This is a genomic window from Heliomicrobium modesticaldum Ice1 (assembly GCF_000019165.1).
GTDB lineage: Bacteria > Bacillota > Desulfitobacteriia > Heliobacteriales > Heliobacteriaceae > Heliomicrobium > Heliomicrobium modesticaldum.
Genome location: NC_010337.2, coordinates 396,004 through 422,066 on the forward strand (window position 1 = coordinate 396,004; position 26,063 = coordinate 422,066).

Here is a 26,063-nt window from a genome sequence, read left to right on the forward strand (position 1 = left end):
TTTCGGCATAACCGCCTATTTCGACGCTGATTTCGTGCTGGGATGCCTTCTACGGCATTGGCCTCGGCGCAGCCCCGCTATTCTCCGGGGCAGCCCTTTTCCTCCCTGTAATTCCCTGTTTACGGATTCCCTCTTTTCAGGTTAAAATGGTATGTCCGAAGGATTACAAAGGAAGAAAGGCGGTTCGTAGATGAACGGAAATGAAGTGCGTTCCTACCTGTTGTCTCCCGAGGAATTAGAAGAGCTGTGGGCCCGCCTGGGTAAACCAGGGGAACTGGCCCCCGGCATCAAGGCTCCGAAGAAGCGCAACAAGTCATCGGCGCACCGCCCCGAAGATCCGAAGGAATGATCTGAGACTCTTCTTTCGTTTCAGTCCTGGCTCAGCTGGGGCTTTTCTTTTTTAAGCGCGCTGAGCACACCAAACTCGAAGGGCACTGGAACAGTCCTGATGACGAAAAGCTCCCCAAAAAAGGGCGCTATCGAATGGAGGATCGGTAAGCCAGCAACGGCTCGATGACCTCCACTGAACCAGCGATCTGCCCCGGGCCTGCCGCCTCAAGCTCCTCCAAAGAGCCGTAGCCGTAGGAAACAGCCATCGAGGCGATCCCGTTCGCTTTTGCGCCGATGATGTCATGCTCCCGGTCGCCCACCATGATGACGCGCCGTCGGTCGACGCGAGGGAACAGGGCCAGCGCCGCTGCGACGACCTCGCTTTTGGCGCAGCGGGTGCCGTCCAGATTGCTGCCGACGATGTGATCGAAATAGCAATCGATTCCGAAATGGCGCAGGATTTGTTCGGCAAAGCACGTCGGCTTTGACGTGGCGACGGCCAATCGTTTTCCAGCGGCCGATAGACGCGCAAGCAGTTCAGGGATTCCTGGGAAAAGGGCGTTTTCGTACAACCCTGTCACAGAGAAGTACTCCCGGTAAAAGTCCACCGCCCGGCGAGCCTGGCTCTCGTCAAAGCCGTAGAAGCGCTGAAAAGACTCGATGAGCGGCGGACCGATAAAGGGGATCAGGCTATCCAGGTCCTCGACGATGATCCCGTATTTGGAGAGGGCGTATTGGACCGATTTGGTGATCCCTGTCTTCGGATCGGTCAGCGTCCCGTCGAGATCGAATAAAATCAACTCATAGGGTATCATCGCATGCTCCTTTGGCAGAATCTCTTCATTTCTGCGCCTAATCGCTTTTCCCGTAACCTATTTCGTCTTATTGTTTTGCCCGTAAGCCGTTCACCATAGCACCGGCTCAAGCTTTTTCGCTTGTCTCTGCGGCTTCCTCGCGCCGGGGCGGCTTCGGCCCGTAGAACTGGTAATAGTTGCACTGGATGCGGCCGTTGTAGAGTTTTCGCTTTTTATCGGCCTTGCGCCCGAAGAGCGCCTCGAATCCGGGATGAGACGTGAGCACATAAAAAGACCATGTGTCCAAGGCCGAAAAGACCTTGCCCATCTCCCGGTAGAGCCGTTCCACCTCCTGCCGTTCTCCCAGCCGCTCGCCGTAAGGGGGGTTGCAGATCAGGTGGCCGTACTTGAAGCGAGATCGGCTCTCCGACATGGGCTGGCGCTGCAGGTGGATGGCGTTGTCCACACCGGCTTTGCGGGCATGGCGCCGAGCCAGGCTGAGCGCCGCTTCATCGATATCGGTTCCGGTGATGCGCAACTCCCGGTCGAGCGCAGCCAGGCTGTGGGCTTCCTCGCGGACTTGCTGCCAAAGGGAGGCCGGGATTTGGCCCCACTGCTCGGCGGCGAAGGTCCGGTTGCGCCCCGGCGCCAGATTGCGGCCGATCATGGCCGCCTCGATAGGGATCGTTCCGGTGCCGCAAAAGGGATCCAACAGCACCCGATCGTGGCGCCAGAAACTGAGTTGGATCATGGCCGCCGCCAGCGTCTCTTTCAGAGGCGCTTGTCCCACCAGGTCGCGGTAGCCGCGCTTATGCAGCCCGGCGCCGCTCGTGTCGATGGTCAGCGTAGCCACATCCTTCAAGAGGGACACCTCGATGGTGTAGCGGGGGCCCTTTTCGTCAAACCAGGAACGGCGGTACCGCTCTTTCATCTTCTCGACGATGGCCTTCTTGGCGATGGCCTGACAGTCGGAGACGCTGAACAGCTTCGAGCGGACCGATTTCCCTTCCACGGGAAACTCGGCCTTCTCAGGCAGCCAGTCCGGCCAGGGCAACGCCTTTGTTCCCTGAAACAGTTCTTCAAATGTAGTCGCCGGGAAGGAACCGACCTTGACCAGCACCCGCTCGGCGGAACGCAGCCAGAGGTTGGCCCGACAGATGGCCCTCTCGTCACCGCGAAAGATGACCCGACCGTCCTCGACCGACTGATCGTCATATCCCAATTCCCGCAGTTCCCTGGCGACAACCGCCTCCAGGCCGAAGGCGGCTGTCGCGATGAGTTCCATTTTCGCCATTTCTTCACCTGCATTGAAAGAGCCCGTAGAGCCGGGCATCGCCTTGTTTCCGTGACAATAGTATAAGCGCTTGAAGAGCAAAATCGCCAGAGAAAAAGAAAAAAGAAACCCCGCAATCGTCATTATGACGGCTGACAGGGTTCTCTCTGCCTCACTTGTTTCTGCTTCAATCAGACCAACACTGTCGTCCGCTGTTGACCGGCTTTCCAATCAATAGTCGTTCTTGCAGTGGTGATGATGATGATAGGGGGGCGGTCCCAGGGGGATGACGCGCTGCTGTTTTTGCAGCACCTTCAGCGTCAGGATGATGACCATCTTCTCGGTGAATTTTTTGAAGAGCTTTTCGCCGCTGTCGCAGCAGCGATCCTTGTGCTGGATGATGTCTTCCTCATAGATGACGGAGGACAGGAGCTCGCAGAAGGGTTTTTCGTTCTTCACATCGACACAAATGGATTCGTCGGCGATCACCTTGTGTCCTTCGAATTCGATGTTCACACAGGGTTTAGCCGCATGGAACTGGGGCGGGTTGGCGAAGGTGATCGGCGTGACGCACTCGAAGGGCACATGTACGGTGCAGTGGCGGATATCACCGCATTTGGTTGAACAATGTTCACAGTCCACAGTGGCGTATTCAATGTTCTTGCGCACGTAGCCGCCGATAAAGAGCTTGTTGGAGCCAAGCACCAGTTCACATTGGGTCAAGACGACTTCTTTTTTGATCCGCTTGATCTCCAGTGCGTACTGATCCAGTTCCAAGTCAGCTTCCACTTCGATCTGGATCGTGGGCTCTGCCAGCACGACAGGGACCTTCACCTGACCGCAGGCCACATTGCCGGGGCTGTTGGGGCAGAGAGGCAATGTCCGCACGCTGACCACCTGTCCGCAGGTGTCTTTTCGAGGAGCTCTTTTTTCGCTGTCTGCACAGTAATCCACTTCGCAACTCGCCTCTTCGCATTCATACTCCGTCGGTTCGCCGCAACATTCTTTCTCTTGGCTCTGCCAGACGCGATGCCAAGAGTAGGCCTTGGGCGCGGGGTAAGACGTCTTTCCTTTTTTCGTCACTATATCCACTCCTTTCCTTTTACAATACACATATATTCCATTCATTGCCAATTGGTTCCCGGCAGAGCCACTTCATCCGTAGCCATTCAGATGCCGTTGACCATGACCCCCGATTCGAGATACGCCCGTATGAGCGACTCGCATCATATTTCCTCGTGATAGGACCTCTTCCAACAGTTCCATTCCGATTCTTGTCATGCAGGTTCGCCCGGATGTGGCAGCCTCAAATTGGAAGGCGAGACTTCTTTCCGGCGACTCATAAGTCAAACCCCACCCTGGCGACAAGGTGGGGTTTATTTTACGCGTACTAGATAATCTCAATTACAAATCCAAGAATGTAGACGATGCGTAAGATGCTTCAGTATAACTAGAATTAGGACCTAAATACGAACTATGTTGATTTAACGCATATGCGGGGCTGATAAAAATTGTACCTAAAATGATTAAAAGCAACAGTGATTTTACTCCATTTTTCAATTTCATTTCAAATATCCCCTACTTTAGTCAAGATTAAATATATTTGTTATCTTCATTTCGTTCTGCAAATAATTTGTGCTAAGCGCTGTAATCTCAACCAGTCTGTAATCATGGGAATAGTCATTATAGAACCCTAAATAGATTTTTCTATCTTCATTTTTATCCAGCCATCCTATAACATAATCTCCGGTTTTAGCCGCTCCCAACTCTAAAGCAGCACTGATCGCTGTGTCGAAAAAAGCCTCTTCTGCTGGGCTAATTCCTTCATCACAATAATCTGAAGCAGTTAACATTTTAATTTTTTTAAACTTATTTCCATTTAGTTTGTTTTCAAACTTTTTTTCCATTTCTTTGTGAACTAAATTAATTTTATTATCCTTTTCCTGTATTGACTCTTTAGATGCAGTTCCCCATTTGAATTCTTGAGGTTTCGCAGTAGCAACTCCCGTTATTAATAGACACACTAAAGAAATACCAACAATACTTATAGACCATTTTTTCAATTTAATTCATTCCTTTCTTATTAACAGGTAATATTTTCTAGGCAGTTTATTAATGGGCTGTCCCGGGCATCCTGTTGTATTCTTTCGGAAAAGTTTTTCAGGGAAAATTTTAATACATTTTATATATTCAGTCAATTGTAAAATTTTAAATTTATGATTCCCCTGCAAGAAATTACCACTAGGGGGGGTATGAACCAGAAGGATAAGGGAGACCCGGGGTAAAACAGCCGCCACTGACGGCAACAATTCATGGGTTCATCATTTTGCCTGGCGGCAATTCCTTTTTCATTGCTCACTGCCCACGGTCGTGTCACTTATAGCAAAGCTTCTTCCAGCCCTCTTGTGACCGCATGTTTATCGATGGTTGACGGATCGGCTTCCATGGCGGTAATCAAGGCGTAGCGACAAATGTTGTTTACCCTGCGCGCGGGATGCCCTTGGCCTATTGCGCAATCGTACGGATGGCTTCATCCGTAAAAATCTGCCGGTCTAGGCCGGCTAATTTCAGATTTGCAGCATGGGTACGGTGAGCCGTCAAACTCGGTACCCTGTGCTGCCCAAAACGATGAAGAAGCCGCCTCCTGCGTATTTTTTCGCATGAGACGGCTTTTCTGCTTCCTTCGCTGTTTTCCTGCTTTTTTCGTTCCTGTGAATTGCCGATTTTGTCGGTAAACTGTTTTTTAGAAAGGCTCTTGTAAATGTCTAAACATTAGGGTATACTATACACAAGTCCTGATACGGTGAAACGCTAACTCTTCTCGATTGCCTGTGGCTAGGGAGGTTTGACGGATATCCCTAGACAGGGCAAATGCTGAGGAGGGTTTTTTTATGTTTCAAGACAAAGTGTTAACCTGCAAAGAGTGTGGCTGCGAGTTCGAGTTCAATGCCTCTGAACAAGAGTTCTATGCGGAAAAAGGCTTCACCAACGAACCTGGCCGCTGCCCCCAGTGCCGCGCCGCGCGCAAAGCCCAAAACAACAACAGCCGCGGCGGCTATCGCCAAGAGCGCGAAATGTACCCCGTCACTTGCTCTTCCTGCGGCAAGGAGACCACCGTCCCCTTCCAGCCCCGCGGCGATAAGCCCGTCTACTGCCGCGATTGTTTCCAACCCCAACCCCGCAGCAATCGCTGGTAAACTTCACTAGATACGCAAGTCCCGCCAAGAAGGCGGGACTTTTTTTGGTGCGCCCGGCATGGGCGTTGTCTCTAGGGTGGAAGTCCCGAACGCCGAAGGTGGCAGTAGGCGTTAGCTTAAGGCAAGGGTGTCCGCCGCGAGGCGGAATCTGAAGGAAGCCAGCGGCAAACCTCCGGCCCGAGGACCACGAACCCCAGGTGAGGCTAGCGGCAGTTGGATGAGCTTGCCGAACAAAGCGAAGTCCTTGTCACCGAAGGCTGCCGAGAGTAAATGGGGCGGGTAGATGGAGGGAAAGGCAACGTTCTTACCCGGGGAGGCCTGCCGGGGGACCAAGTAACTTGGGAAACCACGCCGAAAGGCGTGGCTGAACCGGCAGGAGTCAGCAGAGGTCATAGTAGGCTGGCCCGACGTCCGGCCAGATGAAGGACCGAACATGATGGAAGGGGAAGCGACGATGCGTTCGCGTGACGCGCAGAGACAGCCGAATATCCCGAAAGGGAACTGCCAACGGGAGGAAGCGGTGAATCCGCAGGGGACCGGTGGAGTGCCGAGCGCGTTACCGGCACAAGAAGCGAAGCAACCCCGTGAAGAGACGTATGACCTGATGGAGAAAGTCGTCGAACGAGGGAACATGACGGAAGCGTATAAGCGAGTCATGGCCAACAAAGGCGCGGCCGGAATCGACGGTATGGGGCTAGAATCCCTGCGCCCGTACCTAAAAGAGGAATGGTCGCGCATTAAACAGGAATTGTTGGAGGGGACCTATCGACCGCAACCGGTCCGGCGGGTTGAAATTCCCAAACCCCAAGGCGGAACACGGAAGCTGGGCATTCCCACTGTCGTCGATCGACTGATCCAACAGGCCCTGAACCAGATCCTGATGCCGATCTTCGACCCTGACTTTTCCACGAACAGCTACGGATTTCGTCCGGGAAAGAGTGCGCACCAAGCGGTGAAGAAAGCGAAGGAATACATCGCCGACGGCTACCGATGGGTGGTTGACATGGACCTGGCCCAGTTCTTTGATCGCGTCAATCACGACATTCTCATGGCGCGCGTAGCGCGCAAGGTGAAGGACAAACGAATCTTGAAGTTGATCCGAGAATACCTCAAGGCCGGGGTCATGCTCAACGGGATTCGTGTGAAGAGCGAGGAAGGAACACCCCAGGGAGGTCCACTCAGCCCTTTGCTGGCGAACATCATCCTGGATGATTTGGATAAGGCACTGGAAAGCCGGGGACATCGCTTCTGCCGGTACGCCGACGACTGTAACGTCTACGTCCGCAGTCGACGGGCAGGGCAACGAGTGATGGAGGGTATGGCAAAGTTTCTGGAGGGGCGGTTAAAACTGCAGGTCAACTGGGAGAAAAGCGCAGTCGACCGACCCTGGAACCGAAAGTTTCTGGGGTTTTCATTTACGTGGCATAAGGCAGCAAAGATTCGGCTCGCCCCCCAAACGGTGAAACGGGTGAAAGAGAAGATCCGCCAGTTCACTGGGCGGAACCGAAGCATTGCGATGGAGGACCGACTGGTCACCCTCAACCAATACCTGAAAGGCTGGATGGGCTACTTTCGACTCATTGACACGCCAAGCGTACTTAAAGAGTTGGATGAGTGGCTTCGCCGACGACTGCGGATGTGCCTACTCAAGCAATGGAAGCGCCCGAAGACACGAAGACGAAACTTAGTGGCGTTGGGGATCCCGGAGGAATGGGCATGCAACATCAGCGGCTCACGAAAAGGATATTGGCGTCTGTCCTTGACCCCGCAAATGAATAAAGCCCTTGGCCTCGCCTACTGGCGGGAACAGGGCTTAGTCAGTTTAGTCGAAACATACCAATCTCATCGTCAACCAGCATGAACCGCCGTATACCGAACGGTACGTACGGTGGTGTGAGAGGACGGGGGTTAATCACCCCCTCCTACTCGATTACATCTTTCCTCTGCAGGGCTGCCACCTGTCAAACCGATGAAGACTGTATCAATTGCCGCTATCGAGCCAACAGGTCGCTCACTATCGATTTCACATGATCTGTACACTTTTTGCAACCAGTGCTCACCTTCGTGGCAGACTGTACTTCCTCAAAGGATTTGGCCCCCTTGGCGATAGCAGCTTGCAAATCGCCGTAAGTGACCTTTTTGCATCCGCAAACAATTTTACCGGCGTCCATTTTCGCACCTCCTCATCAGACAAAGCTTGTACACATAGCTTTTTGCCAAGATAATTATACCATATGCGGCCAAGTTATGCAGGTATTCAAAGGCCTGATTGCTATCTTCTTTAGCGGTAAGAACAGAACATCTGATCGTATTTTGCTGGACTTCCTCGTCAAATGCAAAAACCGCCGGAATTTCACCGGCGGTTTTTGCGCGATTCAAGCCTCTGTCCCATGTTAGTAAAAGTCATTTTTAGCGCTTACTCAGGCAGGGTACGTGACAACCTTGCCTTCGTCATCGACGCCTTCCTTAGCGAGCTTGAAGTCCACTTGGGTTTGTTTGGCCAGGCGCTCTTCCAAGAAGGGCAGCGCCACGTTCGGGAAGATGGCGTAGGTGACGACATCCTGCTCCTTCTGCATGACCGAGGCGACGGCTTTCTTGGCTTCTTCCATCCCGGGGGGGATGAGGTCGGCCGGGCGGCAATGGATGACCTCGTCGTTGCCAACGATCTTCTTGCGGACTTCTTCGTTGACCGGCGCAGGGGGCTGGCCGTAGAAACCGCGCATGTACTGCTTGACCTCGTTGGTGGCCATCTTGTACCGCTCGCCGAGCAGGACGTTGAGAGCCGCCTGGGAACCGACGATCTGGCTGGAAGGGGTGACGAGCGGCGGGTAACCGAAGTCTTCCCGGACGCGGGGCACTTCCGCCAACACATCAGGCAGCTTGTGCAGGGCATTCTGCTGGGCAAGCTGAGAGAGGAAGTTGGAGATCATGCCGCCGGGGACCTGGTAGACGAGCACGTTCGTGTCAGGCGTGCCATCGGTGAGGTCGAACTCTCTGTACTTCTTGCGGACTTCCTTGAAGTAGTCGGCGATCTCTTTGAGCTTCAGCAGATCCATGTTGGTTTTGTAGCCGAGGCTCTCCAGGGTGGCCACCATCGTTTCGCAGGCAGGTTGCGAGGTAGATAGAGCCAGCGAAGAGATCGCCGTGTCGATGATGTCGCAACCGGCTTCGATCGCCTTCAGGTACATCATGCCGCCCATGCCGGAGGTGTAGTGAGTATGCAACTGGAGCGGCAGACCGACAGCCGCCTTGACCTCTTTGACAAGCTCGTAAGCAGCGCCGGGGGTGAGGATGCCGGCCATATCCTTGATGCAGATAGAGTCGGCACCCCGCTCGACCAGTTTCTTCGCCATATCGACGTAATACTTGGTGGTGTGGAAATCACTGATGGTATAGCAGAGCACGCCTTGCACGTGGCCGCCGTACTTCTTGGTGTACTCCATCGCCTTTTCCATGTTCCGCACGTCGTTCAAGGCGTCAAAGATCCGGAAGATGTCCATACCGCCTTCGCAGGCGTACTTGATGAAGGCTTCCAGAACGTCGTCAGCGTAGTGCTTGTAGCCGACGCAGTTCTGACCCCGCAGCAGCATCTGCGTGGGAGTCTTGCAGTATTTCTTGATGGTCCAGAGACGTTCCCAGGGATCTTCGTTCAGGAAGCGCATGGTCGTATCGAAGGTGGCGCCACCCCAGCATTCGATGGAGTGGTAACCGATCGCGTCAATTTTTTCGAGAATCGGCAGCATGTCTTCGATTTTCATCCGGGTAGCCAGCAGGGATTGGTGGCTGTCGCGAAGCGTGGTGTCGGTAAACTTGATAACCCGTTTTTCCATGTTCGACTCCTTCCTGCCCTTCGTCTGGGTCGACGTTCCTCGTTTACGGTTAGCCAATGACGACCAGAACCTCGCCGGCGTTGACCGCTTGGCCCTTCTTCACGCGGATCTCTTGGATGGTGCCCGCGTGGTCCGCCTGGATTTCGTTTTCCATCTTCATGGCTTCGAGGATGAGGACAGTGTCACCAGCCTTGACCACATCGCCGACGTTTTTGCGAACGTCCAGGATGGTGCCCGGCATGGGCGCGGTAATTCCACCACCGCCGGCAGGGGCGGGAGCGGCGGCTTTCGGCGCAGCCTTGGGCGCCGGAGCGGCAGCGGCGGCTTGGGGCGCAACGGCCGCAGCGGCTTTGGGGGCAACCGGAGCGGCAGTCCGAGCTACGGGGGCCGGCGCGGCAGCGGTCATGGCGCCTTCACCGGGGATTTCTTCGACTTCTACATAGAACATCTGGTTGTCGACACGGACTTTGAATCTCTTCACGAAAATTTCCCTCCCGCTGTCAGGCATTCGGGCAGCGATTTGCCTGGCAATCTCCTCAACTGGGGTATCCGAATCCCTCTGCCCCAAGGCATCGGCAAGACCCATGGTCTTCCAATCTGTCCGTCCGGTCCAGGCCGAGCGGGCGAAGCTTTGTCCGCCTGTCACTCTTCCCCGCCGCTTGATGCTGGCCATCTGATAACCGATGGCCGACATGACGGCAGCGATGGCCGCTTGGCGACGACGTTTGCGGTCACGATTTAGCATGTTTCGTTACCCAACCCCTTTCCAAAGGGGGGCGACACCCCCAGGACTTTAGACCGGGATGTTTCCGTTTTTCTTACGCGGCCGACTTTCGCGCTTGGTGGCCAAGGCATCCAAGGTGGCGATCAGGCGGCTGCGGGTTTCCCGCGGGTCGAGAATGTCTTCCACATAACCGCGGGCGCAAGCGATAAACGGATTGGAGACTTCTTCCCGGTACTTTTCGACCATCTGCTTGCGCATGGCGATGGGATCTTCCGCCCCTTCGATCTCCTTGCGGTAGATGATGTTGGCGGCGCCATCGGGACCCATCACGGCGATCTCAGCTGTCGGCCAGGCAAAGGCGGCGTCACAGCCGAGGGGCTTGCCGCACATGGCCAGGTAGGCCCCACCATAGGCCTTGCGCAGGATGATGGTGATCTTGGGAACGGTCGCTTCCGAGTAAGCGTAGAGCATCTTGGCGCCGTGCCGGATGATGCCGCCGTACTCCTGATTGGTACCGGGCAGGAAGCCGGGCACGTCTTCAAAGGTCAGCAGGGGGATGTTGAAGGCGTTGCAGAAGCGGACGAAGCGGGCCAGTTTATCCGATACGTCGATGTCAAGGCAACCGGCAAGGACCTTCGGTTGGTTGGCCAGGATGCCGACCACTTTGCCGTTCAAGCGGCCAAAGGCGGTGATGCCGTTGGGCGCGAAGAGGGGCTGCACTTCGAAGAAAGAGCCAGCGTCGAGAATGCGCACCAACACGTCGCGGACGTCATAGCCCTGGTTGGGGTTGGGGGGGATGATGGTGAGCAGTTCTTCCGGATCGAACTCGGGCTCGGCCGGATCGACAACCGGGGGCTCTTCCATGTTGTTGGAGGGCAGGTAGGAGAGCAAGGTGCGAATCTGTTCGAAGCATTCCAGTTCGCTGTCGGCCATGAAGTGCGCCACGCCGGACTTCTGGTTGTGGGTGAGGGCGCCGCCGAGGGCCTCCGGTGACACGTCCTCGCCGGTGACGGCCTTGATGACCTGCGGGCCGGTGATGAACATGCGGGAGATGCCGTTGACCATGAAGATGAAATCGGTGAGGGCGGGAGAGTACACGGCGCCGCCGGCGCAGGGGCCGAGGATGGCCGAGATCTGGGGAATGACGCCGGAAGAGAGCGTGTTGCGGTAGAAGATGCTGCCATATCCTTCCAGAGCGTCAACGCCTTGTTGAATCCGCGCACCGCCGGAGTCGTTCAAACCGATGCAAGGAGCACCGTTTTTCAGCGCCAGGTCCATGACCTTGACGATCTTGTCAGCATGGGCCTTCGAGAGGGAACCGCCGGAAACGGTAAAGTCCTGGGCGTAGATATAGACCACACGGCCCTCTACGGTGCCGTAGCCGACAACGACGCCTTCGCCGGGATTTTCCAGCTTGTCAAAGTTGCTTTCGCCGACAAATACGCCGAGTTCTACGAAGGAACCGGGGTCGAGCAGGGCCTCGATGCGCTCGCGGGCGGTCATCTTGCCGGACTCGTGCTGTTTCGCGATCCGCTTGGGGCCGCCGCCCTGGGTGATCTTCTCACGGTATTTTGCCAACTGGGCCAAACGTTCTTCCATGTTCAAGGGAATGATCCCTCCCAATCTTCATACGCCTGTTTTTGTGAAAGGATGTTGTGCTCTTTTTCCCGCTCCATGCGGCGATCGCCAGTCACAGCAGGAGCAGTGGTGTAGAGGCGCCGGTGTTACTTCAGTTTGCCGGGACGTTGGCAGAGTTCAACCAGGTGGCCGAAGGTCCCTTTCGGATGGAGGAAAGCGATGTCAGCGCCGCCGGCGCCGCGCCGCGGTTTTTGGTCGATGAGAGGAACGCCGGCCTTCTTCAGTTCTTCCAGTTTGGCTTCCAGGTCGTCGACGCGGTAGGCCACGTGCTGGATGCCTTCGCCGTTCTTGGCGATGAACTTGGCGATGGGGCCCTCCGGATCGGTCGATTCGAGGAGTTCCACCTCAGCGTCACCCGAAGGCAGGAAGGCGACGCGAACCTTCTGCTCAGGTACCTCTTCGATGGCGGTGCACTTGATGCCGATGACGTTCTCATAGAAGGCGATGGCCGCCTTCAGGTCCTTCACCGCGATGCCGACGTGGTCGATGTGCAGGATTTCAGGCTTTTTTTTAGGGCCGTAAAAGTGCTCTTCGATATAAGCCACGATGTCCCGCGTGTCCGTGCCGGGGGTGAAGATTTCCGCGACGCCCGCTTCCTTCAGGAAGGGGATGTCGTCATCAGGGATGACGCCGCCGCCGAGAACGAGGACATCCTTCAGCCCCTGGGCGCGGAGGCCTTCCACCACCTGCGGGAAGAGGGCGCTGTGGGCGCCGGAGAGCGAGCTCAGGGCAACGACTTGGGCGTCTTCCTGAATGGCGACTTCAACGATCTGGGCCGGCGTCTGGCGCAGGCCGGTGTAGATGACTTCCATGCCGGCATCCCGGAGCGCTTGGGCGACGACCTTGGCGCCGCGGTCGTGGCCGTCAAGGCCCGGTTTGGCAACTACTACGCGAATCGGTTTCTTTTCCATGGTACGATCGACCCTCCCCGCTTAGAAAATGATTTGTTGACGATATTCGCCGAAGACTTCCCGCATGACACCGCAGATTTCGCCCAAGGAGGCGTAAACCTTCACAGCATCGATGATGACAGGCATCATGTTCTCATTGCCTTCAGCGGCCGCTCTGACGCGGGCCAGGGCGTTTTGCACAGCCACATTGTCGCGGGATTCTTTGACCTTCTTCAGCTTAGCCTTCTGGGCTTCGCCGAGGGCCGGGTCGACTTTGAGCAAGCCTTTGGGCGGCTCTTCCTTCATCTGGAACTTATTGACACCGATGACGACGTTTTCGCCGGACTCGACGCCCTTTTGGTAACGGTAGGCGCTGGCCTGGATCTCACGCTGCATGTATTCGATGGCGTTGGGGGCTCCGCCCAGTTCGTCGATCTTCTGGATGTATTCTTTCGCCTTGGCTTCGAGTTGGTTGGTGAGGGATTCGACGTAGTAGGATCCACCCAAGGGATCGACCACATCGGCGGCGCCGATCTCATAGCCGATGACCTGCTGGGTCCGCAACGCGATGAGCACCGACTCCTCGTTGGGCAGCGCCAGGGCTTCGTCCTTGGAGTTGGTGTGCAGCGACTGGGTGCCGCCGAGCACGGCCATGAGCGCCTGGTAGGCGACGCGTATGATATTGACGTTGGGCTGTTGGGCCGTAAGGGTGGAACCGGCCGTCTGGGTGTGCACACGGAACGCCCAGGAACGGGGGTTCTTGGCGCCGAAGCGCTCCCTCATGATCTTAGCCCAGAGGCGGCGAGCCGCCCGGAACTTGGCGATCTCTTCGAAGAAATTCAGGTGGGCGTTAAAGAAGAAGGAGAGGCGGGGCGCGAACTTGTCCACATCCAGGCCGGCGTTGATGGCAGCCTGGACATAGGCGATGCCGTCGGCCAGGGTGAAGGCGATCTCTTGAGCGGCGCTGGAGCCGGCTTCACGGATATGGTAGCCCGAGATGGAGATGGTATTCCAGTTGGGCACCTTCTCGGCACAGAAGGCAAAAATATCGGTGATCAGGCGCATCGACGGCGCCGGGGGGAAGATGTAAGTGCCGCGGGCGATGTACTCTTTGAGGATATCGTTCTGGATGGTGCCGGTGAGCTTGTCGGGGCTGACGCCCTGCTTTTCAGCGACGGCGATGTACATGGCCAGCAACACCGCAGCAGGGGCGTTGATGGTCATCGATGTAGAGACCTTGTCGAGGGGGATCTTGTCGAAGAGGATCTCCATGTCGGCCATGGTGTCGATGGCGACGCCGACTTTGCCGATCTCACCCTGGGAGAGGGGGTCGTCCGAGTCATAGCCGATCTGGGTGGGCAGGTCAAAGGCGCAGGAAAGACCGGTCTGGCCCTGCTCCAACAGATAGCGGAAGCGCTCGTTCGACTGCTCGGCAGTGCCGAAACCGGCGTACTGGCGCATGGTCCAGTGACGGCCGCGGTACATGTTCGGCTGCACCCCGCGGGTATAGGGATACTCTCCGGGGAACCCGAGATCACGGGCGTAGTCGAGATCAGCTACGTCATCGGGGGTGTAGAGGGTGTTCATGGTGATACCGGAATCGGTGACAAACTCGGACCGGCGTTCGGGGGCCTTTTTCAGGACCTTGCCCAGCGAGTTCTCCTGCCACTTTGCTTTTGCTTCACTGACTTGTGCGACTTTTTCCGAATCAAACACGAACCGATGAACCTCCTTTCGAACTTGGGAACGAATGGTGCGGTGCCCTTCTCGCCCGTAGATCACATGTTTCCTGACCGCCTGATCGATGGGATTCCCGGGCCGCCGCGCAATGCGGCGGCGCCGGGGTTATCTCATTCAGGGACGGCCGAGCAGCGTCTGGACTTTTTCTACGACTTCGTAGGGGAAGGTGGCCACTTGCGCGCCGGCGGCGGTCAGAGCCTTCACTTTTCCTTCGTAAGTGCCCTTGCCGCGCTCGATGATCGCGCCCGCATGGCCCATCCGCTTGCCCGGAGGAGCGCTCTTCCCGGCCAGGTATGCGACGACAGGCTTGCTCATGGTCTTGATAAACTCGGCCGCCTCTTCCTCGGCGTTGCCGCCGATCTCGCCCACCAGGACGACACACTTGGTGTCTGGGTCGACCTCAAACCGCTTGAGCATATCCACAAATGATGAACCCGGGACGCGGTCTCCGCCGAGACCGACGACACTGGTCTGGCCGATGCCGACATTCGTCAAGGAGCCGACGATCTCATAGGTCAACGTTCCTGAACGGGCCACGACGCCGACCGGCCCCGGGGAGAAGGCGACGTTAGGGAGGATGCCCAGCTTGCATTTCCAAGAGGCCATGCCGAAGGTGTTCGGTCCGATGATGACTGCTTCCTTCAGTTTGGCCCGATTGACGATGATCAACTCATCCTGCACCGGGATATGTTCAGTGATGATGACGATGACTTTGATGCCCGCTTCGATGGCTTCCAGGGCCGCATCTTTGCAGAAGGCCGCCGGAATGAACAGCACCGTTGCGTCGATGCGGTGATGTTCGCAGGCTTCTTGGACCGTCTCGTAGAGGGGCACGCCCTCAAAGAGGTTGCCGCCCTTCCCCGGCGCGACGCCGGCGACGACGTTGGTCCCGAAGGCCCGCATCTGCTTGAAGTGGAAGCTTCCCTGTTTGCCCGTGATCCCCTGAATAAGTACATTCGATGCCGCATTGACCAGGATCGCCATGACTACGCCCCCTCCCCGCGTTTTGCAAGCGCAACGGCCATTTGCGCGGCCGTCTTCATATCCCGATAGGCGTCGATACCGACTTCCTTCAGGATGCGAACACCTGCTTCCTCGTTGGTGCCGACCATGCGGACGACGACCGGGACGGGGATGCCCATATCCCGCTTTACCTGCGCCAGGGCATTGGCGACGTCATCACAGCGGGTGATCCCGCCAAATATGTTGATGAATATGACCTTGGGATTTTGAGCCAGGAGGATGCTGATCGCCTTGGCCGTGCCTTCTACGCCCGTTCCGCCGCCGGCGTCCATGAAGTTGGCCGGACGGCCGCCAAAGAGTTGAATCATGTCCAGGGTGCCCATGGTGATGCCGGCGCCGTTGGCCATGATGGCGATGTCGCCGCCCAGTTCGACGAAAGAGCCGACCCCGGCCGCCTTGGCCATCTTTTCCACTTCCGTCATGTCTTCATCGACGAAGGGGATGTCCTTCTGGCGATAGAGGGCGCTGTCATCGATAGTCAGTTTGGCGTCTGCGGCGATCAGATGGTCACCGGAGACGACAAGCGGGTTGATCTCGACCAGTTCTGCATCCTTGTGATTGAGGATACAATACATTTTCGACAGTATGTCAGAAAACTCCTTGGCAAGATTGCCGCGGAGACCAATTTTTCTCGCCACATCCCTGGCAAGAAAGGCCGGTAGGCCTAAAAAGACGTCCAGATGGGTTTTGACGATGTCCGCTTCGTCCTGCTCCTCAATATCCATGCCGCCCTTGGCCGAGGCGATCACGACAGGCGCTTTGGCGGCGCCGTCGATGGTGATGGCCACATAGAGTTCAGCGTCGATCTTCAGTTTTTCTTCGACGAGAACACGCCGGACCGGCAGACCCTGGACCGTCATGGACAGCACTTCCGCCGCCGCTTGCGCAGCTTCTTCCGGGGTGTCAGCAAATTTGATGCCGCCGGCTTTGCCCCGCTTGCCGGAAAGGACTTGGGACTTGATGACGACAGGCTTACCGATCTCCGCCGCCGCTTGCGCCGCATCTTCCGGCGTCAGAACCATGCGGCCCCGGGGAACCGGGATGCCAAAGCGCGCGAAGATTTCTTTCCCCATGAACTCGAAGCACTTCACTGTTTTTCAATGCCCTCCTTGTTCGCTGTTGATATGTTAACCCTTTCGGGGCCAACCCTTACCTGTAGACGGAAAGGTATTTTAACAAATCGACAGTGGACAATGGCATTGCGGTGACTGGTGGTAGAGATGAAGCGGCGGTCGTTGCTGCGATGCACTGTCTGAAGGATTTATGTAGACAACCCCTATCGGGGCGGTGGAAGACCTAGCCGGGGACCCCGCCCCAGCTAGGTCATTTTATAACAAGCGAAGCAGAAGGGACTTTGCGAATCAGCGTCTATAGCGATTACGAGCGCAGCGCCCGATCGATCCAGCGGAACACCGTCTGCCGGCCGATGTCGGCGATGGATGTGGTCAGGGGGATCTCTTTCGGGCAGACGCGGACACAGTTCTGGGCGTTGCCGCAGTCGGTGATGCCGCCCGGGCCCATGACGGCGTCAAGGCGTTCATGGGACTGCATCTCGCCGGTGGGGTGAGCATTGAAGAGACGGACCTGAGAGATGGCCGCCGGCCCGATGAAGGCCGACTTCTGGTTGTAGTTGGGGCAGGACTCGGCGCAGCAACCGCAGGTCATGCAACGGGAGAGTGGATAGGCCCACTCCTGGTCGCGCGGGGCCATGCGAGGGCCGGCGCCCAGGTCATAGGTGCCGTCGATGTCGATCCAAGCCTTCACCTTTTTCAGGCTCTCGAACATCCGGGTCCGGTCGACCTGCAGGTCGCGGATCAGAGGGAACTTGGAGAGCGGCTCCAGGGTGATGGGCTGGCTCAGTTGGTCCACCAGAGCCGAGCAGGCTTGACGGGGTTTGCCGTTGACGATCATGCTACAAGCGCCGCAGACTTCTTCCAGGCAGTTGCACTCAAAGACGACAGGGGTCGTCTTCTGACCGTTGGCCAGCACGGGATTTTTCTGAATGTCCTGCAACATGGCGATCACGTTGAGATTTTTCCGGTACGGAATGGCGAACTCTTCCCAACGCGGGGTCCCGTTCGGACCGTCTTGCCGTTTTACACGCAAACGAATCGTTTCGGCCATGATTAGTTCGCCCCCTTGTCCACGTCATAACGGCGGGGCCGCGGCTTGATGAGAGAGACATCGACGTCTTCATATTCGAGCACCGGGCCTTGAGCCGTCCACTTCGCCTTCGTCGTCTTCAGGAAGTTCTCGTCATCACGATTCGGGAATTCGGGCTTGTAGTGGGCGCCACGGCTTTCATTCCGGTTGAGGGCGCCGATGGTGATCACGCGGGCCAGTTCAAGCATGTTCCAGAGATGGCGGGTGAAGATGGCCGACTGGTTGGCATGGCGGCTGCTGTCCGGCAGGCCGATCTTCTTCCAGCGGGCCATGAGCTCTTGCAGCTTGTTGTCCGTCGCCTTCAGGTCTTTGTTGATCCGGACGATGGTGACGTGCTGCAGCATCATGTTGCCGAGCTCTTCGTGGATCTTGTAGGGGTTTTCCGTGCCGCTCATGCGGTAGATCTCTTCCATCTTGGCCTGCTGGCGTTTCAGTTCCTGGTCAAAGACAGACTGGGGAACATCGGCAGCCGACTTTTTCAAGCCCTTGACATACTTCATGGTCGCCGGGCCGGAGACCATGCCGCCGAAGATGGCCGAGAGGAGCGAGTTGGCGCCGAGACGGTTCGCGCCATGGTATTGGTACTCGGCTTCACCGGAGGCGAAGAGACCGGGGATGTTGGTCATGCCGTTGTAGTCAGTCCAGAGGCCGCCCATGGTGTAGTGCATACCGGGGAAGATCTTCATAGGCACTTTGCGCGGGTCGTCGCCGACGAACTTCTCGTAAATCTCGAGGATGCCGCCGAGCTTGCGGTCCAGGGTCTTAGCATCGATGTGAGACAGATCCAGGTAGACCTGGGGCTTGCCGTCGATGCCGAGGCCCAGTTCATAGCAGACCTTATGAATGGCGCGGGTGGCCACGTCCCGGGGAACCAGGTTGCCGTAGGCCGGATACCATTCTTCGAGGAAGTACCAGGGCTTGCCGTCTTTATAAGTCCACACCCGGCCGCCTTCGCCGCGGGCCGATTCGGACATCAGGCGCAGCTTGTCTTCGCCGGGGATGGCGGTGGGATGCACCTGAATCATCTCGCCGTTGGCGTAGTAGACGCCCTGCTGGTAAGCCGAGGATTGGGGCGAACCGGTGTTGATGGTCGAGTTGGTGGAACGGCCGAAGATCATGCCGATACCGCCGGTGGCCAAGATGACTGCGTCACCGCGGAAAGCGCGGATCTCCATAGAGGCCATATCCTGGGCGACGATGCCACGGCAGATGCCTTCGCCGTCGATGACAGCGGAGAGGTAGTCCCAGTTCTCATATTTGGTAACACGACCGGCTGCTTCCCATTTGCGGACCTGCTCATCCAGCGCGTAGAGGAGCTGCTGACCCGTCGTCGCGCCGGCAAAAGCGGTGCGGTGGTGCTTCGTGCCACCGAAACGGCGGAAGTCCAAGAGGCCTTCCGGTGTCCGGTTGAACATGACGCCCATGCGGTCCATCATGTAGATGATCCCGGGGGCCGCATCGCACATGGCCTTGACGGGAGGCTGGTTCGCCAGGAAGTCGCCGCCGTAAACAGTGTCGTCGAAATGTTCGTAAGGGGAGTCGCCTTCCCCCTTGGTGTTAACAGCCCCATTGATCCCGCCCTGGGCGCAGACCGAGTGGGAGCGTTTCACAGAGACCAAGGAAAAGAGGTCGACTTTACCGCCGGCTTCGCAAATTTTGATAGCGGCCATCAGACCGGCAAGACCGCCACCAACGACGATAATACGCGTTTCCATTTCATCCCACCTCTATATATCGTTAGTGAGCCGCATTCATCAGGAAGTAGAGCGCTCCCAGGCCGCCGACAGAAAGGACGCCCATGATGCCCATGCACAACAGAAAGGTCACATTTTGCGCTTTCGGACCGATCGTGATGCCCCAGGCGACACAGAAGCTCCAGATGCCGTTGGCGAAGTGGAAAGCGGCAGCCAAGAAACCGATGACGTAAGCGGCCAACGCGATGGGGCTAGAAGCCAGGTATTGGCCGAAGTTGGTGAAGTAGGTGCCGCTGGTCACGCTCCAGAAGTTCATCATCTTCAGAGACCAGACGTGCCAGACCACAAAAAGAACGGTGATGATGGCTGTGATGCGCTGCAGGTAGAACATCCAGTTCCGGAAGTAGTTGTACTGAAGCACGTTGTTCTTGGCCACATAGACGATATAGAGGCCGTAAATGGCGTGAAAAGCGATGGGAAGGAAAATCATTGCCATCTCAAGGAAGATCTTGAACGGCAGGTGATGAAGGAAACTCGTCCAAGCCAGCCAGATGTCCTGACTGACGATAGCCATGGAGTTCATCAACGTATGCTCAGCAAAAAACAGGCCGATAGGAATGATGCCGAGCAAGGAGTGAACTTTACGGATCAGAAAATGATTATTGTCCGACATTCCGCTGCTCCTTTCCGCCCCCGAGGGTATTTGAAGAACCTAATCTCTCTTTCTTTTCGCCCAATTCACAAAATTCACACTTTAGCCCAAAAAAAAACCCGCTGAAGCCCTTTTATTCTGCTCAAATCGCCGCCCAAGCCCGTTAACAGGCAAAAGGCCCGCCGACGAGCAGGTCCTCGCTTCTGTAACTTGCACTTTTTTTCTCAATCATCCTCCTTCCAACCCCTGTTCTTTTGTGAATAAGGCGAACCCTGTTCTCAACGCGTAGTTTAGCATCGTAGACAAGGGGAGTCAACCATGTGTACAAGCGCAAAAAAGCTGATTAGGTCTCGATTCCTTCCCTTACGTCTTTGTTGCATTCTTTTTCATACTTGTATATTTGCGTAACAAGCTACACATACCATCTTCATTTCATAGACAATCGTGGAAATCAAGACAAGGAATATCCAGATCCGATGACAGTCATCCTTGCTTGTCCCTATTGCTGTTTCTGCCATTGTCAACGGCGAATCTGCGATGTTGTCATCCCGGTAGACGCTTGCTTGTCGAGACCTGTCTGGAGATGAATGTAACACATTCATCGGAATAATTTCAAGAATATTTTTATTTGCGTGCATCATCTCTTTTTCTCAAATGAAACAATGTGATTGGGATAGACTAGGGGTATCGCCAACGAAAGGGGGATTCGCCATGTCTGACCGTTACGACTCTGTCGTCATCGGTTGCGGGCCTGCCGGTCTGTCGGCAGCCTTGAACCTGCACATCCGGAACAAGGCATTCATCCTTCTGGGAACGAAGCAGTGCAGTCATCGTCTGGCAAAAGCCGAACGGATCGACAACTACCTGGGCTTGCCGGAGATCTCCGGCAAGGAACTTATGGATCGCTATCTTCATCATGTGTCCAGCCGCGGCATCGAGCTGCGGGAAGAACGAGTGACAGCGGTCTATCCGGGAGATGGCGCCTTCGCTGTAGTCACCGGGAAGGGCCAGTATACGGCCCGATCGCTGATCGTGGCCACCGGCGTCCATATCGAAAAGGTGTTGCCTGGGGAAAACGAGTTCCTGGGCAGGGGTGTCTCCTACTGCGCCACCTGCGACGGCCCTCTCTTTCGAGGAAAAAGGGTGGCCTTGATCGATTACACCGGCGGCGCCGCCTATGATGAGGTGTTGTTCCTGGCCAGTGTGGCCGATACACTGTATTATCTTTTGCCGGAAGGCAAAACCGCCTCAGCAACCGCTGCAGTCAAACTACCCCTACCTGCAAATGTGACGCAACTGCGCCGTTCGTCTCTTTCGATAAAAGGGGCTGACACCGTCACCTCCCTGGTCGCCGATGAGCAGGAATTTGCCCTTGACGGCGTCTTCATTCTTCGAGAAACGCAGAAGGCGGAGATCCTCGTTCCCGGTCTGGCTACTGATGACAAAGCAGTCACTGTCGATGGGCAGATGGCGACCAATATCCCCGGTGTCTTTGCGGCAGGCGACTGCACAGGAAAGCCCTATCAACTGGCCCGGGCCGTAGGCCAAGGCGCTGTGGCCGCCCTTAGCGCCGTCGGCTATCTGGACAATCCCCGGAATTGACTGTATTATCTTTCAAGTCAAATAAAAGGGTTAAGTCTGAATATTTGTGAATCTATTCTTAATCACTTCCTATTATAATATTGTCTTGTGCGTCGCTTCCCTGTTGCCAGTGTCTTTTTTATTTTTTCGGGAAGTCAAAAAAGTTTTTACAAACAAGAAGGAGTTTTCAGATATTCAGAGAATAACTACAGAAGTGCCGGTCAGACCATCATAACTCTTGTTGGTTAGTTCATCTTGTCGTAAGATACAATGGTAGACAACGATGCTGAGCTAACCTGCAGGCACGTAGGGGGGGGATTTACCGCCAACCGCTGTTGATTGATCGAAAGAACCTGATCACGCTGTCTCTGTTCCGTTCGCACTCATTTATGTGCTAGATGTCACATGCACTTTCTCAATTTGAAAGGAGGCCCCCTACGATGTGGACTCAAGTATACGATCCCATGGGGAATATCTTCCTGTCGGCCGCCATTGCCGTCATTCCCATCATCTACCTGTTCTGGGCGTTGGCCATTCAGAAGATGAAAGGTTTCATCGCCGGCACGACCACGACAGCCATCGCCGTCCTCATCGCTATCTTCGTCTACGGCATGCCGGCCCAAATGGCCATCGCCTCGACCCTGCAAGGCGCCCTCTACGGTCTCTTCCCCATCTGCTGGATCGTTATCACGGCCGTTTTCCTTTACAACCTCACTGTGAAAAGCGGCCAGTTTGAGATCATCAAAGATTCCATCGCTTCCATCACCGACGACCGCCGCCTCCAGGCGCTGCTGATCGCCTTCTCCTTCGGCGCCTTCCTCGAAGGCGCTGCCGGCTTCGGCACTCCCGTCGCCATCTCGGCCGGCATGCTCGTCGGTCTCGGCTTCAACCCCCTCTACGCCGCCGGCCTCTGCCTGATCGCCAACACGGCGCCTGTCGCCTTCGGCGGCATCGGGATTCCCATCATCGTCGCCGGCCAGGTTTCCGGCATCGACGATTTCGCCATCTCCCAGATGGTCGGCCGCCAGCTCCCCCTGCTGTCCGTCTTCGTTCCCTTCTGGCTGGTCATGATCATGTCCGGCTGGAAAGGTGTTAAAGAAGTTTGGCCTGCTGCCCTCGTCTCCGGCCTGGCTTTCGCCATTGGTCAGTGGTGGTCCGCCAACTACCTGGGCGCCATGCTCCCCGACATCATCTCCTCCCTCTGCTCCATCATCGCCCTGGTCGTCTTCCTCAAAGTCTGGAAGCCCAAGAACATCTGGCGCTTTGAAAACGAACCTGCCGCCACCTACAACGCTTCTACGGCCAACCTGACCTTCAAAAAGGTCCTGAAAGCCTGGAGCCCCTTCATCATCCTGACCATCATGGTCGGCGACTGGGGCATGAAGTCGGTTAAAGCGGTGCTCGACACGGTGACCATCAAGTTTGCCTTCCCTGTCATTCACAACGCCGTCATCAACCCGGTCACCAGCAAGCCCATCGCCGCCATGTACTCCTTCAACTGGCTCTCTGCTGCTGGTACAGCCATCCTGATCTCCGCCTTCATCACCATGCTGATCGTCCGGATGCCCTTCGGTCAGGCCATGGGCATCTTCTGGGATACCCTGAAGTCGCTCAAGTTCCCCATGATTACCATCGCCTCCGTTCTCGGTTACGCCTATATCGGCAACTCCTCCGGCATGACCTATACCATGGGCATGGCCCTGGCCACCACGGGCGCCCTCTTCCCCCTCTTCTCGCCCGTCCTCGGCTGGCTCGGCGTCTTCATCACCGGTTCTGACACCTCGGCCAACGCCGTCTTCGGCAAACTGCAAGGCATCACGGCGGACACGATCGGTGTCGATCCCGTCCTGACCGTCGCCGCCAACTCCTCCGGCGGCGTCACCGGCAAGATGATCTCGCCCCAATCCATCGCCGTCGCCACCGCCGCCACCGGCCTGGTCGGCAAGGAATCGGATCTGTTCCGCTTCACTGTCAAGCACTCCCTGTTCTTCCTTGCGATCGTCATGGTCATCACCTACGCCCAAGCGACCGTCCTGAAGTGGATGATCCCTGTCTACCAGAAGGGCGCCGCCGCTGCCGCTGCTGCCGCCAACTTGGCCCAGCTGCATTCTGAAGGCTATATGCTGCTCGGCATCACCGCCGTCATCGTCGCCATCCTCGGCTTCTCCGTCATGGGTCAAACCGAAAGCAAAGGCGCTTATTCGAAGCGGTAAGCGACCGAACGGAACCATCAGTCAGTAACCAAACCGAGTCTTGAAACGCATCCTCTACCCCGTGCTTGACGGCGCGGGGTCTTTTTTTCCCCACCCATGTCCCCCCTTGCCGCCCTGGAGAATACAAGGTAGTATATAAAGGAAAACAGATACCCCACGGGGTATGCTCGAAAGACCCACAAAAAACATAGAAAGGATCATTGCCGATGACAAAAACGATGACAAAGTGGTCGCGGTGGTGCTTTGTCCCTTTGTTGGCCCTTTCGCTCACAACCGCCGGTTGTGTCTCTTCAAACACCGGCGCCGGTGCTTTGGAGCAGCCTCCGAGATCAACAAATACCTCGAATGAGGCGGCAAAAGAACGGCTCAAGGCGCCCGACTTCAAGCTGATGTCGCTCTACGGCAAGGAGGAGTCCCTCTCGGCCTATCAAGGCAAGCCGGTGGTGGTGAACTTCTGGGCCTCCTGGTGCGCGCCCTGCCGCAACGAGATGCCTGACCTGAACGAATTCGCGAAAGAATATGAGGGCAAAGTGGTCGTGTTGGGCGTCAACCTCACCTTCAACGATAAGGAAAAGGATGTCCGGAATCTGGTTCAAAAACTGGATATCAAATTCCCCATCCTCCTCGACAACGACCCGAACAACTCAGCCGCCGAGGCGTATCGGATCCAACCGATCCCGGCCACTTTCTTTATCGATAAGAACGGAAATATAGCCGATGTGCTCATCGGCGCGGCCCGGAGCAAGAACGATTTTATCAAACGGGTGGAGCCGCTGCTGGAATAGGTGCGATGTTTATAGGCCCACCGGCAGGGCCTCGCACAAAGTCCCATCAGGAGGCTGTTTTGACAGGGCCGAGCGGCGCGCCGAAAAAAGAGGTTTACCCCGAAAACCGGGATAAACCTCTTTTTCTCATGACACTCGCTTTTTATTTTATGACAGTCAAATCAAGCGAAAGGCTTCTCCCGTTCTTGCAGGGCTGGGCAAAGGAATACGTGGCGACACCCGCCTCTACCCCTTGATGACGCCGCTGTTCTTGTAGGACGCATAGAGCAGCGCCACAGGGTGGACCGTGTCGATCTTGACGTTGGATTGGGCCAATCCGTCTTCAATGGTCATCCGGCAGCCGGGGCAACCGGTGGTGGCCAGCGTAGCGCCGGTGCTGCGGATGTTCTCCGCCTTCTTGGCGGTGATCTGCTTGGACAGGTCGTAGTGGGTCAGACTGAAGGAACCGGCGCCGCCACAGCAGCGGGCCGCGTCTTTCATTTCGACGAAACGGATGCCGGGGATGGCCTTGATGATCTCCCGCGGCTCGGCGGTGACCTTCATGCTCCGAGCCAGGTGGCACGAGTCGTGGTAGGTGACCACATGGTCCACCCTGCCGAGGGGCTTCTGCAGGCCGCCCATCTTGATCACCAGCGGATTCACATCGATCGTCTTTTTCGCCAGTTTTTCCGCCATGGCCTTGTACTTCGGTTCATCCTGGAGCAGATGCGGGTAGTGTTCGGCGAAGGAGCAGACACAGGTGCCGCAGGCGGTGAAGATATAATCGAAGCTGTACTTCTCATCGGCAGCGGTGAAGACGTCCAGGTTGTGGCGGGCCATGTCGCGGCCGATGTTGCGGTCGCCGTTGATGAAGACAGGAGCGCCGCAGCAGTGCTGGGCTTTCGGGATGATCACGTCCACGTCGTTGGCGCGGAGGACCTCCACGATGGCCTTGCAGGTGTCGTTGTAGATCAGGTTGTTGACACAGCCGGTGAAGAAGGCGGCGCGCACCTTCCCTTTGCCGCTGTGGGCCGGGTTGAACTCGTCATACATGTCCCGGGAATGGGTCGTCGCCAGATCAGGGATGACGCGGCGCATGTCCATGCCCATGACAGGCAGGCGCAGGGTCCGTCCTTTGAGGCCTTCTCCGCGCTTCTTCAGAGCCACGCCCTGGAAGTTGGCGCCCAGCTTCAGACCGAAATTGAAGAGGCGCCGCAGCTTGAGGCCGCGGAAGATGGACTGCTTGATCAAGGGCAGGCCGACCTTCTCGGCCAGTTGGGCACGGGCGGCCAGGATGATGTCGACACAGTGGACGCCGCAGGGGCAGTTGGCTTCACAGGCTTTGCAGGTCAGGCAGAGAGCAAACTTGTCCAATACGGCGTGGCTGGGCTGCAGTTTGCCTTCCAGCACGTCGACGGCCAGCCTGATCTTGCCGCGGGCGACGGCGCCTTCATGCATCGTTTCGGCATAGAGCGGGCAAACAGCCTGACAGTTGCCGCACTTCATGCACTGGTTGATCAGTTCCTGCGCTTTTTGCAGGGTTTGCAGATCGGCCAT

General features: G+C 56.6%; 22 protein-coding genes and 1 pseudogene. 6 read left to right on the plus strand and 17 right to left on the minus strand.

Translation table 11 applies throughout. The annotated features are described in order from the left end of the window. The first annotated feature begins 190 nt into the window (after window positions 1-190). Window positions 191-349, plus strand: a complete 159-nt coding sequence (locus tag HM1_RS15665; protein ID WP_012281545.1) for a hypothetical protein — start codon at window positions 191-193, stop codon at window positions 347-349. A 127-nt stretch (window positions 350-476) separates the two neighbouring features. Here HM1_RS15665 and HM1_RS01815 read toward each other — a convergent pair whose 3' ends face one another. The 4 genes from HM1_RS01815 to HM1_RS01830 form a co-directional block, all read right to left on the minus strand. Continuing rightward, on the minus strand, window positions 477-1,145 hold the full coding sequence (locus HM1_RS01815) for an HAD family hydrolase (protein WP_012281546.1): 669 nt from the start codon (window positions 1,143-1,145) through the stop codon (window positions 477-479). Window positions 1,146-1,251: 106 nt separating this feature from the next. Next, complete coding sequence (locus HM1_RS01820) at window positions 1,252-2,418, minus strand: THUMP domain-containing class I SAM-dependent RNA methyltransferase (protein ID WP_012281547.1); 1,167 nt, start codon at window positions 2,416-2,418, stop codon at window positions 1,252-1,254. Window positions 2,419-2,628: 210 nt separating this feature from the next. Beyond that, the gene (locus HM1_RS01825; RefSeq protein WP_012281548.1) at window positions 2,629-3,480 is read right to left on the minus strand and encodes a CsxC family protein; all 852 of its coding nucleotides are present in this window, start codon (window positions 3,478-3,480) and stop codon (window positions 2,629-2,631) included. Between the two features lie 500 nt (window positions 3,481-3,980). Beyond that, window positions 3,981-4,460 carry a hypothetical protein gene (locus HM1_RS01830; protein WP_041313093.1) on the minus strand — a complete coding sequence of 160 codons (480 nt, stop codon included), beginning with the start codon at window positions 4,458-4,460 and terminating at the stop codon, window positions 3,981-3,983. Between the two features lie 828 nt (window positions 4,461-5,288). On the opposite strand from HM1_RS01830, the gene HM1_RS01835 reads away from it, so the two are divergent. Together HM1_RS01835 and ltrA are read left to right on the plus strand one after the other, a co-directional pair. Next, window positions 5,289-5,594, plus strand: a complete 306-nt coding sequence (locus tag HM1_RS01835) for a zinc-ribbon domain containing protein (protein ID WP_012281550.1) — start codon at window positions 5,289-5,291, stop codon at window positions 5,592-5,594. A gap of 433 nt (window positions 5,595-6,027) precedes the next feature. Beyond that, complete coding sequence (gene ltrA, locus HM1_RS01840; protein WP_012281204.1) at window positions 6,028-7,455, plus strand: group II intron reverse transcriptase/maturase; 1,428 nt, start codon at window positions 6,028-6,030, stop codon at window positions 7,453-7,455. Window positions 7,456-7,585: 130 nt separating this feature from the next. Here ltrA and HM1_RS01845 read toward each other — a convergent pair whose 3' ends face one another. The 12 genes and pseudogenes from HM1_RS01845 to HM1_RS01895 form a co-directional block, all read right to left on the minus strand. Then, a complete protein-coding gene (locus HM1_RS01845) occupies window positions 7,586-7,765 on the minus strand; it encodes a (2Fe-2S)-binding protein (RefSeq protein ID WP_012281551.1) in 180 nt (59 codons plus the stop codon). A gap of 249 nt (window positions 7,766-8,014) precedes the next feature. After that, window positions 8,015-9,424, minus strand: coding sequence for a pyruvate carboxylase subunit B (locus tag HM1_RS01850; protein ID WP_012281553.1), 1,410 nt, complete (start codon window positions 9,422-9,424; stop codon window positions 8,015-8,017). A 49-nt stretch (window positions 9,425-9,473) separates the two neighbouring features. Then, window positions 9,474-10,169, minus strand: a complete 696-nt coding sequence (locus HM1_RS16500; protein ID WP_335324171.1) for a biotin/lipoyl-containing protein — start codon at window positions 10,167-10,169, stop codon at window positions 9,474-9,476. Window positions 10,170-10,217: 48 nt separating this feature from the next. Then, window positions 10,218-11,753 carry an acyl-CoA carboxylase subunit beta gene (locus tag HM1_RS01860; RefSeq protein ID WP_012281555.1) on the minus strand — a complete coding sequence of 512 codons (1,536 nt, stop codon included), beginning with the start codon at window positions 11,751-11,753 and terminating at the stop codon, window positions 10,218-10,220. A 119-nt stretch (window positions 11,754-11,872) separates the two neighbouring features. Further along, on the minus strand, window positions 11,873-12,331 hold the full coding sequence (gene mce, locus HM1_RS15900) for a methylmalonyl-CoA epimerase (protein WP_335324181.1): 459 nt from the start codon (window positions 12,329-12,331) through the stop codon (window positions 11,873-11,875). Beyond that, window positions 12,311-12,697 (minus strand): annotated as a pseudogene (locus HM1_RS15905) (cobalamin B12-binding domain-containing protein); the annotation flags it as partial. The gene mce and the pseudogene HM1_RS15905, both read right to left, overlap by 21 nt. Before the next feature lie 21 nt (window positions 12,698-12,718). Continuing rightward, window positions 12,719-14,392, minus strand: a complete 1,674-nt coding sequence (locus HM1_RS01870) for an acyl-CoA mutase large subunit family protein (protein WP_012281557.1) — start codon at window positions 14,390-14,392, stop codon at window positions 12,719-12,721. 138 nt (window positions 14,393-14,530) lie between these two features. Next, entirely contained in the window at window positions 14,531-15,400 is an 870-nt protein-coding gene (gene sucD, locus HM1_RS01875; protein ID WP_012281558.1) for a succinate--CoA ligase subunit alpha, read from the minus strand. Window positions 15,401-15,402: 2 nt separating this feature from the next. Beyond that, window positions 15,403-16,530, minus strand: a complete 1,128-nt coding sequence (sucC, locus tag HM1_RS01880; protein WP_012281559.1) for an ADP-forming succinate--CoA ligase subunit beta — start codon at window positions 16,528-16,530, stop codon at window positions 15,403-15,405. Window positions 16,531-16,816: 286 nt separating this feature from the next. Then, window positions 16,817-17,563: a succinate dehydrogenase iron-sulfur subunit gene (gene sdhB, locus HM1_RS01885; RefSeq protein WP_012281560.1), complete on the minus strand. Its 747-nt coding sequence runs from the start codon at window positions 17,561-17,563 to the stop codon at window positions 16,817-16,819. Window positions 17,564-17,565: 2 nt separating this feature from the next. After that, window positions 17,566-19,317 carry a succinate dehydrogenase flavoprotein subunit gene (sdhA, locus tag HM1_RS01890; RefSeq protein ID WP_012281561.1) on the minus strand — a complete coding sequence of 584 codons (1,752 nt, stop codon included), beginning with the start codon at window positions 19,315-19,317 and terminating at the stop codon, window positions 17,566-17,568. A 22-nt stretch (window positions 19,318-19,339) separates the two neighbouring features. Continuing rightward, a complete protein-coding gene (locus HM1_RS01895; protein WP_012281562.1) occupies window positions 19,340-19,969 on the minus strand; it encodes a succinate dehydrogenase/fumarate reductase transmembrane subunit in 630 nt (209 codons plus the stop codon). 690 nt (window positions 19,970-20,659) lie between these two features. On the opposite strand from HM1_RS01895, the gene HM1_RS01900 reads away from it, so the two are divergent. The 3 genes from HM1_RS01900 (at window position 20,660) to HM1_RS14325 (ending at window position 24,527) form a co-directional block, all read left to right on the plus strand. Next, window positions 20,660-21,550, plus strand: coding sequence for an NAD(P)/FAD-dependent oxidoreductase (locus HM1_RS01900; RefSeq protein ID WP_012281564.1), 891 nt, complete (start codon window positions 20,660-20,662; stop codon window positions 21,548-21,550). 419 nt (window positions 21,551-21,969) lie between these two features. Then, entirely contained in the window at window positions 21,970-23,742 is a 1,773-nt protein-coding gene (locus HM1_RS01905; RefSeq protein WP_012281565.1) for an L-lactate permease, read from the plus strand. A gap of 206 nt (window positions 23,743-23,948) precedes the next feature. Next, window positions 23,949-24,527 carry a TlpA family protein disulfide reductase gene (locus HM1_RS14325; RefSeq protein WP_012281566.1) on the plus strand — a complete coding sequence of 193 codons (579 nt, stop codon included), beginning with the start codon at window positions 23,949-23,951 and terminating at the stop codon, window positions 24,525-24,527. 225 nt (window positions 24,528-24,752) lie between these two features. Here the strand turns inward: HM1_RS14325 and HM1_RS01915 are convergent, their stop codons facing one another. Next, window positions 24,753-26,063, minus strand: a complete 1,311-nt coding sequence (locus HM1_RS01915; RefSeq protein WP_012281568.1) for a (Fe-S)-binding protein — start codon at window positions 26,061-26,063, stop codon at window positions 24,753-24,755.

Excerpts from the sequence above, each read along its gene's own strand:
- HM1_RS15665 (WP_012281545.1), top strand. The coding sequence starts at position 191 with ATGAACGGAAATGAAGTGCGTTCCTACCTGTTGTCTCCCGAGGAATTA.
- HM1_RS01815 (WP_012281546.1), bottom strand. The coding sequence starts at position 1,145 with ATGATACCCTATGAGTTGATTTTATTCGATCTCGACGGGACGCTGACC.
- HM1_RS01820 (WP_012281547.1), bottom strand. The coding sequence starts at position 2,418 with ATGGCGAAAATGGAACTCATCGCGACAGCCGCCTTCGGCCTGGAGGCG.
- HM1_RS01835 (WP_012281550.1), top strand. The coding sequence starts at position 5,289 with ATGTTTCAAGACAAAGTGTTAACCTGCAAAGAGTGTGGCTGCGAGTTC.
- ltrA (WP_012281204.1), top strand. The coding sequence starts at position 6,028 with ATGATGGAAGGGGAAGCGACGATGCGTTCGCGTGACGCGCAGAGACAG.
- HM1_RS01845 (WP_012281551.1), bottom strand. The coding sequence starts at position 7,765 with ATGGACGCCGGTAAAATTGTTTGCGGATGCAAAAAGGTCACTTACGGC.
- HM1_RS01850 (WP_012281553.1), bottom strand. The coding sequence starts at position 9,424 with ATGGAAAAACGGGTTATCAAGTTTACCGACACCACGCTTCGCGACAGC.
- HM1_RS16500 (WP_335324171.1), bottom strand. The coding sequence starts at position 10,169 with ATGCTAAATCGTGACCGCAAACGTCGTCGCCAAGCGGCCATCGCTGCC.
- sucD (WP_012281558.1), bottom strand. The coding sequence starts at position 15,400 with ATGGCGATCCTGGTCAATGCGGCATCGAATGTACTTATTCAGGGGATC.
- sdhB (WP_012281560.1), bottom strand. The coding sequence starts at position 17,563 with ATGGCCGAAACGATTCGTTTGCGTGTAAAACGGCAAGACGGTCCGAAC.
- sdhA (WP_012281561.1), bottom strand. The coding sequence starts at position 19,317 with ATGGAAACGCGTATTATCGTCGTTGGTGGCGGTCTTGCCGGTCTGATG.
- HM1_RS01895 (WP_012281562.1), bottom strand. The coding sequence starts at position 19,969 with ATGTCGGACAATAATCATTTTCTGATCCGTAAAGTTCACTCCTTGCTC.
- HM1_RS01900 (WP_012281564.1), top strand. The coding sequence starts at position 20,660 with ATGTCTGACCGTTACGACTCTGTCGTCATCGGTTGCGGGCCTGCCGGT.
- HM1_RS01905 (WP_012281565.1), top strand. The coding sequence starts at position 21,970 with ATGTGGACTCAAGTATACGATCCCATGGGGAATATCTTCCTGTCGGCC.
- HM1_RS14325 (WP_012281566.1), top strand. The coding sequence starts at position 23,949 with ATGACAAAAACGATGACAAAGTGGTCGCGGTGGTGCTTTGTCCCTTTG.
- HM1_RS01915 (WP_012281568.1), bottom strand. The coding sequence starts at position 26,063 with ATGGCCGATCTGCAAACCCTGCAAAAAGCGCAGGAACTGATCAACCAG.